Source organism: Moritella sp. 28 (genome assembly GCF_018219435.1).
Taxonomy (GTDB): domain Bacteria; phylum Pseudomonadota; class Gammaproteobacteria; order Enterobacterales; family Moritellaceae; genus Moritella.
The window spans coordinates 195,810-211,101 of the sequence record NZ_CP056121.1 but is presented as its reverse complement, the minus strand read 5'-3'; the positions used below and the strand labels follow the sequence as shown (position 1 = coordinate 211,101).

Genomic DNA, 15,292 nt, shown 5'->3' with positions numbered 1-15,292 from the left:
ATTCACTGTCCACTACGGCTCTATTCACTGTCCACTACTGTCCAATGCCCTAACCACTTCGGCCAAGCGTAAAATCTTTTCAATATCACCGCGATCAACTTTATCTAACTCTCTAATATTTCCTGCAATATTGGCACCTAAGGTCTCAGACGTTAATACCTCACTGGTAATCATATGTTCAGTATTATATTCATCCTGACTGGCGTTATCGTCGCTGCTTCTGTCATCGAGCGTAAGTTCATCTGCCAGTTTTAATACTTCCTCGATAGAGGTTAAACCTTGTTTCGCAAAATCCAGCGCCGACAGTACTAATGGTCGATAATATTTGGTTTTGCGTGCTTCGATAGCAAACTCATCAGGTGCGTCACGTCGCAGTGCATCGCACATTGCATCATTGAGTTCTAATAATTCAAATACACCGATCCGGCCACGATAACCCGTATAGTTACAGCTTTGACAGCCCACACTGCGATAAAAATGGGCGTTACCTAGTGGTTCTTTGGCGATTTTTTCTAAACAATATTGCTCACTACTGGCCAGTTCATGCGTGCTTTTACATTGGCCACATAATTTACGTACTAGCCTTTGTGCAACCACTGCGCGTAATGCAGCGCCAATTAAATAGCCTGGCGCGCCCATATCCATTAACCGTAATGCACAGGTAATCGCATCATTAGTATGTAATGTTGATAACACCATATGACCCGTTAATGCACCACGTAAACCAATTTCAGCCGTCTCTTTGTCACGCATTTCACCTACTAATAAAATATCAGGATCTTGACGTAAGCAAGTACGCAGAATATGGGCAAAATCCAAACCAATCTTAGGATTAACCTGTACTTGGCTGATCCGTGGTAAGCGGTATTCAACAGGATCTTCCACCGTAATAATCTTTTTACCAGGTTCGTTCAATTCACTTAAAGCTGCATATAACGTGGTTGTTTTACCGCTACCCGTAGGTCCTGTCACCAGTACCATGCCATGAGGTCGACGAATCAAACTACGTAAACGTTTAATTAACTCTGTTGGCATCCCGGTATTTTCTAACTGGAAAACCCCTGCGTCTTGATTAAGTAAACGCATGACTACTGATTCACCATACTGCACTGGCATGGTTGACACCCGCACATCAATCGATTGATTACGAACGTTTAAATTAAAACGTCCATCTTGCGGTAAACGTTTTTCAGAAATATCCAAACTCGCCATTAATTTGAGGCGTAATACCAATGCCGGTACGATCGCGACTTCATTAAGGATATTCTCTTGTAGCACACCATCAACACGTAAACGAATACGTAACGCTTTTTCATCCGGTTCAATGTGGATATCTGATGCCCCAATTTGCACCGCATCTTCAAATACTGAATTAAGAAACTTAACCACAGTAGCTTCGTTAGATGCATCATCTACATCACGAAATATATCGAACTCTTGCGTTGGTCTATGTTCATCTTCAAGTTGACCAGCAAACGCTTCAATATCTTTGGTTCGGCGATATAAACGGTCATAAGCAGGTAATAATTGGCTTTCTCTGACGATGGCAAAGTCTAACTGGTAAAGAGAAAGTAGATTTGATATCGCTTCAACGGCATAAAGGTCAGCGGGATCACTCAATGCGACCGTTAAATTATTATCTTCAGATTTAACGACTAAAGCACGATGACGACGCGCATGTACTTCCGGTAATTTCAATACCGTCTGCTGTGGAATATTTAATGCCGAAATATCTAAAAACGGAATATTTAACTGTTGGGATAAAAAGCTAAGCAGTTGCTCTTCAGTAATAAAACCTAAGGTGATCAGTGTCGAACCTAATTTTCCGCCACTACTACGTTGCTCTTTGAGTGCTAAACCAAGTTGCGCCTCGCTGATAATCTTCTCACCAACAAGTAAATCACCCAATCGTTGTTTTAATTTCAATTGTGTCATTACTGTTTCTCCAACTGGGCAATACGCGCATTAATATAATTACGTGAAGAAGCAGATAGCTGCCCCATGTTTTGTGCGGTGTGATAAGCCGTTAATGCTAATCGGAGTTGCTGCGCTTTGTCGGCAGAAATACCGAGTCCTAACCACCATTTAGCTCGGTTCGGTTCATAGTCGGTCAATTTCTTATACGCAATTAATGCTGTATCTAAATCATCTAAACTTTGTGCTAAACCGGCAAGCATGGCGTAATAATCGACATGACCGTCAACCTCGGGCATGTGAGGCTTAAGATAATAATAAGCTTGTTGTTTATTTTTATTCTTTAAATAAATACGCGCTAACATTAAGCGAAAGTTCGTGTATTCAGGTGATACACTTAAACCTTCTTGTAACAAAGTGACAGCCAATTGCGTACGTTCCTCACCGTATAAGATCGCGGCTAATTTTTCTCGAGACAAATCATGCTGCTTATCTAACATCAACACTTTGCTAAATAGCTGCTTGGCCCGTGCTTTATCACCAGCAAGTAATGCCGCTTCAGCTTGTTTTGCGTATAGCTGTGCTTGCTGCTCTGGTGTGCGAGTAATCGCTTTAATTGAAATTGTACTCTCTTGCTCAGCCTTATCGTTAGATGAGGTCACAACACTTTTCATTTCAGAAATTAAAGGCTTTGCCTTTACGGGGGTTAGCGCTTTAGGCTCAATGTAAACAGGCTTAGCAAGCGGTGTAACAGGCAATGCCATTGGTTTCGCCGCACTCACTGTTACTGTCTTTACAACTGGGCTAGCGACGACCGATTTTTCAAGTAACTTACTCGCGACCACCTCTTTATTTACGTCGTAATGCTCAGCATTTACACGCACAACGGTCTTCACTGGTTCAGCTTGTATATGTACTTTTTCTGATATCACAGGTAATGCAGTCGCGTTTGCAACTGGAGCGACTAAAACTGTCATATTTTGTTTTTGGACAAATAGATAAGCAGCAAGTAACCCCATTATTACAATCGCGATAAGTAAGCAAATTATAACGTTATTATTACGTGCTGGCGCTGCAACAACGACAGCACCACGTTGGTCAGGTTGTATTTGTTGTTGCTGGGCACCTTTATCTAGCCCTTGTAGCATTTGATTAATAACACTCACAACATTGATTCTCCAAACCACCAAATAACTAATATCATCTCAATAACAAGAACACTGGCTAAGATCGGCAAACGTAAATTACGTTGCTGAATTGCACTTTCGGTGTCTTTAATGGCAAGTTTAACCAATTTCGCACTGACCTTACGAACGTTCAAGCCATAACTTAACATTAAACACTTATGCGCTAACACATTGATTAATCTTGGTATACCACCACTTGCTTGGTGTAACATGCGTAATGCGCGAGGTTCGAATAAAGGCGCACCACGATAGCCAGACACAGTAAGACGATGTTCAACATAACTCGCCGTTTCATTAATAAGTAACGGGCGAAGTTGGTACGAAAAGGTAATACGTTGGCGTAATTGACGTAAGTTATCTTGTTTTAATCGTGTATCTAACTCAGGTTGGCCAAACAACACAACTTGCATTAACTTCTTACTTTCAGTTTCTAAGTTACTGATTAAACGCAATGCTTCTAAGGTTTCATGAGGCAGCATTTGCGCTTCATCAATCAATAAGACGACTTGTTTTACTTCTGCCGAGAGTGCAATTAATTGATGGTTAAGCGCTTCTGTTAATTTGTGTTGATCCAAACTGGCATCAATACCGAGCTCACTCGCTACCGCGGTACGCATTTCATTGGGTGTTAAGTACGGATTAGGTAAATAGGCGATCACATACTCGTCGCCTAGCTCATTGAGTAATTTACGACAGATAAGCGTCTTACCCGTACCCACTTCACCAGTCACTTTGATAAAACCTTCACCACTTGAAAGTGCGGTAATCAGAACCTGTAATGCTTCAAAGTGCGGTACCAAAGGATGGTAAAACTGCGTATTTGGCGTCAGACCAAAAGGCACTTCCGTCAAACCAAAATGCGCGTTATACATTAACCTTTCTCATTTTTTTGTTCTGCTGGGTACCACTGTTCAAGTAATTCAGCTGAGCGTTCTAGCTCTAATCGCCATGTATTTTGGTCAACCACGACAGGCTTAATTAAAATAATTAATTCTGTTTTTTGTACTGATTGCGAACGGCGAGTAAACAATTCGCCTAACCAAGGAATATCACCGAAAAATGGTACTTTCGCTACTAAATCTTTATTAGCGGTTTTCATCAAACCACCGATAACAATAATTTCACCACTTTTCGCTTTTACAACGGTATCCGTTTCACGCACCTCACTTTTTGCCAATGGAAGTACAATTGGTTGACCATCACCTGGCGAGATAGTTTTTATCGAATCGGTTACTTCAATAATCGACGGGTGAACGTGTAATAACACACCGCCATCACTATCAATTTGCGGCGTTACATCTAGGGCGATGCCAGAGAAAAAGGGGGTTATCTCAACATTTCTATCTATCCGATCATTGTCTGCTGATGTTGATGCCGTTGTGCTATAACCCGTCACAAAATATTCATCACTACCAACTTTAATCACAGCTTTCTGATTATTAAGCGCTGTAACACGTGGGCTAGATAAAACGTTCACGTCACCTTGCGTCTTTAACAAACTAATTGCAGCACTGAAATCATTACCCGCCAACGTTAATACGCCAGCACCAGAAGCAATATCGGTAATATCTGAAGCATTAAAATCAAACGATGATTTAGTTTTAACACCCGCATTATTTACATTCCAATCAATGCCTTGTTCATAACCGTCATTTAATGTCACTTCCATCACCTTCACCTCAAGTAATACTTGACGCTGTAAATGTTCCTCGGCTTTATTTAAAAAATCTTTTATCTTACGAATATCTTTCGGGTAGCCATGTACGGTAACCAAGCCCGCTTGCGGACTAATCACAACTTGGGTGTTCCGTTCATTTGCCGTTAGACCCAGTAATGTATTTTCTAATTCGGTCCAGTAATCAGTGTCCGTTTGCGTCGATATATCTGTACCTTTACTCGTTGTTGACGACGATGAATTATCTGATGAATTATCATCGTTACCGTCTGACGAGCTACTGCCCGACGAGCCGCCATCGGTTAGATAACCAGAACTGATAGAACTGTTTGATGAACCATTACGTTTCATCAATAAGTAGTTCATTGGAATAATTTCAGTACGTATACCAGCACCGTTTACGCGATAGGTATTTCCTTGCCGTTGGATATCATAACCATACATATCCGAGACCTCATCCATCGTCTCAGCAATTGTCACATCATTTAGTACCACAGTGACACGGCCCGATACGTCTGGACTAACGATAAGATTATATTTAGTGTCCTTTAGCAGGGACCCAAAGAACTGACGTGCCGACACGGATTTAGCCGCAATGTCCATACGCGGTTCGATAACAGGTGTATTCAAACTGTCATTACCGTCGAATTCAGGTAACAGTTCAGCATTGACATCATCAGGCACAGTCCAAGCGTCTGATTGAGCGTCTGCACGATCAAGCTCTGCTTGGATTGATTCTTTAATGACTACAGGCTCAAGTGAACTACGAGTTGTTTGACAACCCGTTAAAAACACACCTAAAATAATAGCAAGATACAACTTGTTCATAATTAAATTTGAGCCCTAATGTTTAATTTCACTGCCAAATAATGACAATCTAAATTCTTTATCGTTACGTACAAAATACACAAAATCAGTGGTAACACGGCGTACTTTGAAGCCTGAAACCCAACTTCCCGCTTGTACTTCTTTGTCATTCATGATCGCAATATATGTCTGATCACGCATAAAAATGGCCTGTAAGGTTGGAATCGGTACTTTAGCCTTAGCTTGACGACGAATGACAGGCTCAACCGCCCCCCAAGGACCCGTTGGATCATCAAGTATATTACCGTTAATCACACCTTGTTCCGCTTGCGCGATACCAACACTCAATAGCATGAATATTGGCAGTAATAATTTAACCACGAATAAATTCCTTATTAACACTCAAGGTATAAATCTCCATCACTACCTGCGCGGTTGGGTAGTCTTGCATTTGATAATCAAAGACCTCCCAATAGAATTTCTTTGGTAGCTGTTCAATCTGAGTTAAATAGGCTTGAATATTAAAAAATGACCCCGTCATCGTTATACGTAAACCATGTCGATAAAGTAATACCTCCGACTCATCCGTGACGGTTATCGATGTTTCTGAATTAGCCAACGCCGCATCAATATTTTTAGATACTTCATCACTCTTAATGATGCCATCCACATTCAGATCTTGGTCACTCGAACTCGAAAATGTAGGTTTGGCCTTCTCTTCGACCTTTTCAAGCGCGCTATTATTACCGGTTAGCGTCGTCACAGGCAATGACTCAATCGATATCAACTTTACGTGCTTGGCGCGGCTTAATACATCACCCAATACCAAAGCCATTTGATTTGAATTAATTAAGTCGGCCGTTAAATCGGTTAATTTACCATTTGCCTTGTTAAATTCAGATTCAGCACGCGTAATACGTAACTGAACGACTTTATTTGGATCACTCGCTAATGCTTGCAATAATTCTGCTTTATCAAATTCATATTGTTGTTGCTGCTGCTGCAAAGAAGCCAGTTTTGACTGTGATTTTTGATTTTGTAAATAAACCGGTTCTAACCAAAAACTATAAATAAGATAAAAAATCGCGATCAACAGCGATCCAACCAGCAATAAACGCTCACGCATTGATAATAAAGTAAACTTAGCTTTCATTGTCAGCCAATGTTGCTGCATCATTCACTAACCTCCACAACGAGTTGGTTAGTTAAAGTGAATGCGATCACATCATCACTATTTCGATTAATATTTAATAAGTTAAATTCTCGACCTTGTAATGATTTACCCTGTGAGAATTTACGGATCCAACGGGGTATCGCTTCATGCGTTCTTGCTATCCCCGTCAGCGTCATACGATCACCGGATAATCGTATTTGATTTAAACGAATATCTCTGTCGCGTTGTAGTGCTAAATCAGACATTAAAATAGCAAAACCACTAGATTGTACTAATGCTAAATTGGAGAGCTGCTCCAATAATTTATCACGGTATTGTAAACGTGTTTTTAACAGCGTTAATTGTTGGATTAACGCCGGATTTTGAACATGCAGTGATACTTGATTAGATAAATCAGCCACTTCAGCTTCTTGTTCAATCAATTGGTTTTTTGCCCATTTAACTTGCTGCTCTAATACAGCTTTGTCATTCTCAGCCATATAAGCAAGTGCTAACATCACCACTAGCGCACTAATGATAGCGACCACCGCTTGCGTTAATGTTAAATATTCTTTTTTTGGCTTAAATGCCTGAGTATATAAATTTACGCGATTTTTCATCACAATATTTCCAAAGCGCCGCCAATGGCGGGTAAGAAACCAGTATCAATATTTTCACTAATATAGGCATGCTTTAATGAAATAACAGGGATAGTAAAATTAAGCTGTAAACGTGCAATTAGCGGCTCTAAACTAGTACTCGGTAATGCTAAATTAATGTCTTTCACTTCCGGTAATTTCAATTGGCTTACCGCAAAGTCAGCTGAGCGTTGAATCTCTAAGCTAAAGTTATCTAACAACGAAGTATCAAGCTGATCCTCTTTTAGATCGCGTAATCGAGAAAAACCACGTAAACGGCGCGAGAAATAAACCTGGTTATCGTGGATAATCGTCAAATTTACTTCTTGATAATCCTGTTGAGCAATTAACATTTGTGTACTTTTTCGATTCACATCAGCACTGGTATTAAATAGGTTCGCTGTCGCTAATTCCTCAATACCAATCGTAAGCAGCTCAAGTTTTGCTTGCTGTATTGCGGTAACAATCAATTCCACGAGACTTTTCGCACAATAGACGAGGTTAATCTTATTCTGATTGGGCACCGAAAAATAATCGAATACCACGGTACCAATAGACTCACTGATAAATTCTTTCGCAATGAAAGGCAGTGTACTGGCAATTTCATCATCAGGGACACTTGGCTTATCAATTTGTAATAACTGATACAGTTGATTTGATAACACAACATGGCAAGTAGATGCCTGCAGGTTGTGTTTCGAAATCATGTTATTCAGTGTTTTAACAAGTTCAGAAACATCACTAAATGCGCTTGAATCAAGTACTGATATCGCGTCATTACCTGTCGATAATGCACAGATATCGACACGCTGTTTAGCAATGAAAATACCCAGTTTTGTTGATATATTCTGTTTTTTTAACCAGGGTATACGCATAAAACTCTGTCGCACCTAAATAAATGAATAATGGCTTATAAATCAAACAATGACGATCATACTTTAATCGCCATTAAGTAGTAAGCAAAGTGTGATACTAGCACTATAATACCACACTTAAATAGCAAAAGAATCACACTGAAGTCCCTCGTCACTCATTCAATACACTGAGTTTATTACAAAAATAACCTTGGGCACCATAAATGCCGAGTTTATTTAATGCATCCCACTCACCTTTCGATTCCACACCAACCGCAATAACAATAGTAGCCAAATTAACAGTACCACCTAGGATACTGCGGATCGCCAGTTGATTAATTTGACGTTTATGTAAATCACGAACTAAACTGTGGTGAATTTTGATAACGTCGACATCTAACTTCTTAATATAAGATGAATCAACCACATCTTGACCAACCATATCCACAGCGATACAACAGCCCAGTGCTTTTAGATTTTTAACGGGATCTAATAACATCTCTAAATTACGATTAATTTGATATTCATGTATTTCAAAATTCAGCATCGCGCGTAATCTCACCGGTAAGCGGATAATATCGAGGTAAACGGCGCGCATAAAACGTTTATCCAAATAACTCTGAATATCTAAGTTTATCCCACAAGAAATAGGCTCACCTTGCTCTAGATTCGAGATCGCCCGCTCTACGGTTAGCCGATCAATGCGTTTAAGTACGCCACATTTTTCTGCCATTGGTAAAAAGACCCCCGCATGAACCCATTCATCATTCTCGTCTTTTAACCTTGGGTAAATTTCATAACCTAATACCTGCTTATCTTCCATGCTTAAAATGAGTTGTTGCTCATAATAGAATGCATTATTTTTGAAGGTTCGCTCAAAGAGCCCACGCCATCTGACAGTGCCTTTCGCATAAACCGGTGTTTTCTCTTCTTGTTCATACAAGAACCAACCAGAGCAACCTTGTAATACCGCAATCTTTAATGCCTGATCAACGCTTTCTAATACTTCTTCTGCGCGTTCAGCATAATTATAAATAGCGACACCAGTATAAAATAATTCATCACAATCCACAGGCGTGAATAAATTGACTCGTGTGAGTAATTTGTACAACTGCTTCATCACAATTTCAGATTCAGGGCCTGTGATCCGAGGCAATAAAATAATAAATTGATCGCCACGATAACGAGCAAGTACAGAGCCAGTAAAACGCTCCACAAACTGACTTAACAGTTCACTGACCGATTTAACCATTTCATCAACACTGGCCACACCATGGTTATAATTTAATTGCGATAATTCATAGAGTTCTATTTTTATAATCGTGCCAGCGTTAACACCGGGATCGGATAACATGGCTTCTAACTGATTTAAAAAGAAATCACGGTTACCAATGCCAGTTGAGGCATCAACAAACGCGTTAGTACGCATATAAGAATCAAAACGACTGCGCTCTTGCTTGGTATCTTCCAAGTCTGCAATTAACTTATCAAACGCTCGGCTGGTTGCTTTTGGCCATTCAGATTCGGATCCAACGGCCACTTTAATATGATCACCGTTGAGAATTTTATAACTGCGTGTAGAAAGTAATTCAGCACCATACATGCCTTTTTTAAGCAGTCTAATGGCAATGACTAAACCAAATAAAACAATGAGTAAACCCGTGCTCACTCCGGTAAATAATTCAGGGGGGTATTCCATCGCATAGTAAGGTGAAAGCATAATAACTTTAGCTTTAAAGTCACTATTCGCTTTTAATTCGAATTGATACTCTTTGAGAAAAGGAATAAAACCATCAGTATCTGGCGCTCGCCCATCAAAGTAGTAACTGACAATGCCATCTTTTTCGACAGTCAGTTGCAATACAGAATGCGCACGTAATAGCTCAGGTAGCCAGAATGCAAAACGAGGTTCACTGTCTTCCATCGCCAGTTGCTCGTCCATCACATCGATCAATCGTGAGATATTTTGCTTTTGGGTTTCAATCGCAAGACCACGTAAACTAACGCCACCACCCAACAATACCACACCAATAGATGACAGTACGCACACAATAATAAAACCAATCAGTTTGTTGGTAAATTTCATATATTCCTATACATCCCTATATCAGAATCCCATGATGAAACACAAATTATGTAACGACAATATAGCCGATATAGTTAATTATTCTACTGTATTCTGCTTTTAATAACATATAAAAAACTAATACGATGTGGCATTAACACAATAAAAAATACCAAAGCGTACACATAACCCTCGATAGCACAATTCCTGAAAAACAAAAAAAGCCCCGAAAAATTCGAGGCTTATATATTTTATTCAACTGAGCTAATCACAAGTTATGAATTATACTTCTAGAGATACCTAATAATTATTCTTTAAGAAGTCATAGGTCGGCGCAGGTACAATTTTTTTAATTGTCTCAAAGTCACGTTCTTTTAAGCACGCTCGCACTTTTGAGGCACTGATAACTTGCTTATCAGCCGAAATTCTTTCAATGATATCAACATCAATATTGTAATCAGGTAGTAGTTCTTGCATCTTTTCGTTGTACTGCCTAGTCACTTTACACGTCGGTTCATTACCTAAAAAGATCGTTTTAATATTTAGTTTTTTTGCGATGTACTCGCAGAAAAACCAAGCTTCCATAGATGCGTCTGCGATGACTTCTCTTTGTTCATCTTTATCAAAATAATCAGGATAAGTCAGCTCTGTACAAATAAATTTCCCACCAGGAAGCACCGTAACATTATTTAAATGTTTTGTGCTTTCAGTAACCAGATGTAGTCTGTCTTTAAATTTGAAAAATGATTGATCTTCTTCAATAACAAAAATGAACAGTTTATCGACCTGCTCTGATGCATACGTTAATAAATGCATATGTCCATTAGTAATAGGATTACAGTTTACTGCAACACTTCCGACTTTCAGTTCATTTGAAACAGTATGCTTACCAAGCATATCAAGATATTCTTTCATCTCCCCCGACTCACAGGTTTGGGCTGTTTGCTTGTATAAATAGTACTTAAAATTATCGAGCACCTTTGAAATTTTTGGACATAAAATCAAGTTAGGATCCAGTCCAACTTCTTTTTCTATAGCGCTTGGTAAGATGAATTCGTTTGTTATAATTTTAGCTAATATTTTGTTTCCTTTGGGAGAAAAATGACATGAACGCTTAGTTAAATCAGTAAAGAAATCCTTACCACGTTTAATATCATTTAAATCAATTTTTTTAATACTTTCATCTTTAAAGGTTCCAAACTCATCAAAGTCAAAAAGTACTACAACATCACCTTTACTGATATTTATTTGAGTTAAGTGATTTATAGCGAGCAGTAAATTCATACCAGAAATACCATGATTTTCCAGCTTAATATCATCGTGATAAAGTGAAACTTCTTTCTGAATTTGACTTACTAACGTGTCCTCATCACTTACGCCTGTAGAAAACGTTGTGGATGACCCACAAAATAGAATTCTTTTTTTCGATTCTTTCGGCTGATACTTTGTTGTTCTTAAACCATTTGAAACCGAAACAATGCCATTATTAAAGTCTGAATGCAGAATTTTTGTTGCTTTAATAATAGGCGCACTAAATCCATACAACTCTTTAATTTTATCTTTATGCTCAACGCTATATAACCCTTTTATATAACTAGGAGGATTATTCTCTTTGACCCATTCTGATCTACTACGAATGTATAAATCTTGATTTGATAATAGATCTTTTTCTTCTGCTGATTTGTTTTTTAAGGCCGTACCTCTATTCTCAGTTAATATAAAAACAGGTGTCGCACCTTTGCTTTTTATATAATTATTAATATATACGAACTTATCTATATCATTAATACTATCGTTAAATTTATCCATCATAGAAATAAAATCAGAACGACAATTTATTGTTTCTTTGTAATTAGAAACCAACAATTCTCTTTTTTCATTCTCATTAGACATAATGTATAGGTTTAAAAGAAGGAAGTAATACTCTTCCTTTTTCTTTTTCATTAAAAGCTCTTCAAAATAGTTTATAGCTTTATCATAACGACCTAACTTAACATAATTATTCACAACTCTATTACAAACTGACTCGCGATCAAATTTGAATATTATATTATGTGAAACGATATACCATAATAATCTAATTTTAATGCCAATATTAGTATGCTTTAATAACATAATCTTAACCTTAACTATTTTTAATCCGAGTTTTATGTAGAGTGATTAGCACCTATCCATGAGCCATGAGCCATGAGCTATGAAGAAAGTGAGGATTAAATTGCAATATGAAATTTATCGGAAAAACACTATAAATATACTTATGAAAACCATCTATGAATTTGTGCGCAATTGGACCATGTAATTATCCTTAATTCAATGATACAGCGCCTGAATTTGACAAACACTTACATGAGATTACTACTTTAACGAAATAAAACTTAATATTTTCAATATATCCTTAACTGATTAATACCCATCTGTGGCACTAATTATAAAAATAAAAAACCCAGCAGTTATACTGGGTTTGAGACTCTTTCATCTATTTTAAGTGTTTATTATTACACTTTCAAATAAATACGGGATCTAGAACGGAATATCATCATCAAAGTCTGCAGAGGGTTCGTTAAAACCTTGCTGCGGCGCTTGCTGTTGAGGCGCTGGAGCAGGAGCTTGCTGTTTAGGAGCATAGCTTTGCTGTTGCGGTGCCTGTTGTTGCTGTGGCTGTTGGTTATAACCGCCTTGTTGTTGTGGTGCAGCTGCAGGCTGTTGTGGCTGACCCCAACCAGCATTTTGGTTCTGCTGTTGCTGTGGCTGTTGGTTATAACCGCCCTGCTGCTGTTGTTGACCGCCTTGACGCGAACCAATCATTTGCATTACACCGTTAAAACCTTGTACTACAACTTCTGTTGTAAAACGATCTTGGCCATTTTGATCTTGCCATTTACGTGTTTGTAATGCGCCTTCAATATATACCTGAGAACCTTTACGTAAGTATTCACCCGCAATTTCAGCAAGTTTACCGAATACAGCAACACGGTGCCATTCGGTTTTTTCACGCTGTTCACCAGTTTGCTTATCACGCCATGATTCACTTGTCGCAATCGTTAGATTGGCAACCGCGCCACCATTTGGAAATGAGCGGATTTCAGGATCATTACCTAAATTACCAAGAATAATTACTTTATTTACGCCACGACTGGCCATGCTAGCTCCTGTGCTGTTCACGAACCAGGTTCAAAGCCTGGTCTATTTCAAAATCTTTGGTCGCTTTTAAATAAGCAACCTGCTCTTCTAATACTACTACAGCTTCATTAATACCGGAAAGCGATATTAGCTTTTCGGCGATTAATTCAGCTTCTCTTTGGTTGGCAATGGTCACAGAAATGGTGAGAGCTTTCACCTGACCAACATTTTCTAAGCCTAAAGAGATAGCAAACCACACTATCATTACCGCGGCAATGACAAAGAATAGACCTTGTGACCCCAATTGAGAATACAAACTACCAGCCATAATACCGCCACAAAATGCACCCGCAAATTGTGATGTCGAGTAGACGCCCATTGCCGAGCCTTTTGCGCCAGCCGGTGCCGACATCGAGATCATGGCAGGCAAAGAGGCTTCCAAAAAGTTAAATGCGGTAAAATACAACACGATAGCGAGTGCAAAGAGCCATAAATTGCCATTTGCAAATCCCATCACACAAAGCGCAAAGCCCATCAATGCAATCGCGAATAAGAAAAATTGCTTATTCATTTTCTTCTTCGCAGCAATTATGAGCATTGGCACCATTAATACAAATGATAGCAGTAATGCAGGGAAATATATCCACCAGTGGTGCTCACCAACGAGCCCAGCCGATTCTAATTCAAATGGCAGTGATACAAACACAGCGGTCAAGGTTAAATGCAGCAAAAAGATACCGGCATCTAAACGTAATAGCTGCGGATCACGTAACATTGCTCTTAATTTATGACGATTAGTACTCGCATCGCCTTTGGGTGCTTTGGCTGTTGCATTCGGCACAATAAAATGCACAACAAGCATACCGATAATGGCAAGTACTGCGGTCACAAAGAAAATGCCTTTAAGACCAATCCACTGCGCTAATACAGGCCCAGCCACCAGCGAAAAGGCAAACGAAAGTCCGATACACATGCCAATAACAGCCATCACCTTCGGTCGCTGTTGTTCACGGGTAATATCTGCAGCTAACGCAAGAATCGCACTGGCAACAGCCCCTGTGCCTTGTAATACACGTCCAAAAGCAACGCCATAAACCGAATCTGCGAGACCTGCTACAATACTACCTAAACAAAATAAGCCTAGACCCGCAATAATAACTGGTTTACGGCCAATCCGATCGGATAACTGTCCCATCGGTATTTGTAATATGGCTTGGGTTAATCCATAAGCACCGATCACGATACCCACCCACAATGGCGAATAGCCAATCAAATCACGTCCATAAATGGCAAAAACGGGCATGATCATAAATAAGCCCAGCATTCTTAAACCAAATACCAATGCTAATGACACTGCTGTTTTTTGCTCTAATTTAGATAAAGCTACATTATCCATAATTAATCCATCAACCTCTCAATATTTACGGCGCCATATTAACACATCATCTAAGCTGAAAATAAAAATCATTTAAAACAGCCAGAATAAACGTCATCATGCTTTAGCATTAACAAAAAACGAAAATAACCGTAAAATACCGAATTAACTAAGTAGGTTGAAACAAAACACCAAAATTAATACTTAATACAATGATAATTAAAACAAACCCCAACATTAAACCATTGATATAGCTAAATAATAAAGTATTAGTCGAGATAAAACTAAATGCGAACTTGACTCATTTATAGCACACCGATATGTTAAGTATGAATTAACAACTGGTTAACATGTCATTTTCCAGAGAGATTAGCTCGCGACTTCCACTGTCAGTTAGTACTTTAGTATCAGCCGTATCGAACTTAGGTATTACAATTAACACTTTAATTAAGTCATTAGCTAAGTTTAACCGTTTTATAATGCTATTTAGCATGGATATGGATA

Annotated in this window: 12 protein-coding genes; all 12 read right to left on the bottom strand. The window is 38.8% G+C overall.

The annotated features are described in order from the left end of the window. Positions 1 to 24: 24 nt before the first annotated feature. The 12 genes from HWV02_RS00985 to HWV02_RS00930 all read right to left on the bottom strand — a co-directional run bounded on the left by HWV02_RS00985 (position 25) and on the right by HWV02_RS00930 (position 14,809). Positions 25 to 1,935 carry a GspE/PulE family protein gene (locus HWV02_RS00985; RefSeq protein ID WP_211689481.1) on the bottom strand — a complete coding sequence of 637 codons (1,911 nt, stop codon included), beginning with the start codon at positions 1,933 to 1,935 and terminating at the stop codon, positions 25 to 27. Then, positions 1,935 to 3,080: a lipopolysaccharide assembly protein LapB gene (locus tag HWV02_RS00980; protein WP_211689479.1), complete on the bottom strand. Its 1,146-nt coding sequence runs from the start codon at positions 3,078 to 3,080 to the stop codon at positions 1,935 to 1,937. Before HWV02_RS00980 ends, HWV02_RS00985 begins: the two co-directional genes overlap by 1 nt. Beyond that, positions 3,077 to 3,973 carry an ExeA family protein gene (locus tag HWV02_RS00975; RefSeq protein WP_211689478.1) on the bottom strand — a complete coding sequence of 299 codons (897 nt, stop codon included), beginning with the start codon at positions 3,971 to 3,973 and terminating at the stop codon, positions 3,077 to 3,079. Before HWV02_RS00975 ends, HWV02_RS00980 begins: the two co-directional genes overlap by 4 nt. Continuing rightward, positions 3,973 to 5,604 (bottom strand): pilus (MSHA type) biogenesis protein MshL, encoded by a 1,632-nt coding sequence (mshL, locus tag HWV02_RS00970; RefSeq protein WP_211689476.1) that lies wholly within the window; start codon positions 5,602 to 5,604, stop codon positions 3,973 to 3,975. Before mshL ends, HWV02_RS00975 begins: the two co-directional genes overlap by 1 nt. 15 nt (positions 5,605 to 5,619) lie before the next feature. Then, complete coding sequence (locus HWV02_RS00965; protein ID WP_211673675.1) at positions 5,620 to 5,964, bottom strand: MSHA biogenesis protein MshK; 345 nt, start codon at positions 5,962 to 5,964, stop codon at positions 5,620 to 5,622. Then, positions 5,957 to 6,760 (bottom strand): glucose-6-phosphate isomerase, encoded by an 804-nt coding sequence (locus HWV02_RS00960; protein ID WP_211689473.1) that lies wholly within the window; start codon positions 6,758 to 6,760, stop codon positions 5,957 to 5,959. Before HWV02_RS00960 ends, HWV02_RS00965 begins: the two co-directional genes overlap by 8 nt. Continuing rightward, positions 6,757 to 7,356 (bottom strand): PilN domain-containing protein, encoded by a 600-nt coding sequence (locus tag HWV02_RS00955; protein WP_211678098.1) that lies wholly within the window; start codon positions 7,354 to 7,356, stop codon positions 6,757 to 6,759. Before HWV02_RS00955 ends, HWV02_RS00960 begins: the two co-directional genes overlap by 4 nt. Beyond that, positions 7,356 to 8,249: a type IV pilus biogenesis protein PilM gene (pilM, locus tag HWV02_RS00950; protein ID WP_211673672.1), complete on the bottom strand. Its 894-nt coding sequence runs from the start codon at positions 8,247 to 8,249 to the stop codon at positions 7,356 to 7,358. Before pilM ends, HWV02_RS00955 begins: the two co-directional genes overlap by 1 nt. A 151-nt stretch (positions 8,250 to 8,400) precedes the next feature. Next, positions 8,401 to 10,314: an EAL domain-containing protein gene (locus HWV02_RS00945; protein ID WP_211678097.1), complete on the bottom strand. Its 1,914-nt coding sequence runs from the start codon at positions 10,312 to 10,314 to the stop codon at positions 8,401 to 8,403. Between the two features lie 279 nt (positions 10,315 to 10,593). Further along, complete coding sequence (locus HWV02_RS00940) at positions 10,594 to 12,408, bottom strand: hypothetical protein (protein ID WP_211689471.1); 1,815 nt, start codon at positions 12,406 to 12,408, stop codon at positions 10,594 to 10,596. Between the two features lie 405 nt (positions 12,409 to 12,813). Continuing rightward, positions 12,814 to 13,434 carry a single-stranded DNA-binding protein gene (gene ssb, locus HWV02_RS00935; RefSeq protein ID WP_211678095.1) on the bottom strand — a complete coding sequence of 207 codons (621 nt, stop codon included), beginning with the start codon at positions 13,432 to 13,434 and terminating at the stop codon, positions 12,814 to 12,816. A 1-nt stretch (position 13,435) separates the two neighbouring features. Further along, complete coding sequence (locus HWV02_RS00930; RefSeq protein WP_211678094.1) at positions 13,436 to 14,809, bottom strand: MFS transporter; 1,374 nt, start codon at positions 14,807 to 14,809, stop codon at positions 13,436 to 13,438. Between the last annotated feature and the right edge of the window lie 483 nt (positions 14,810 to 15,292).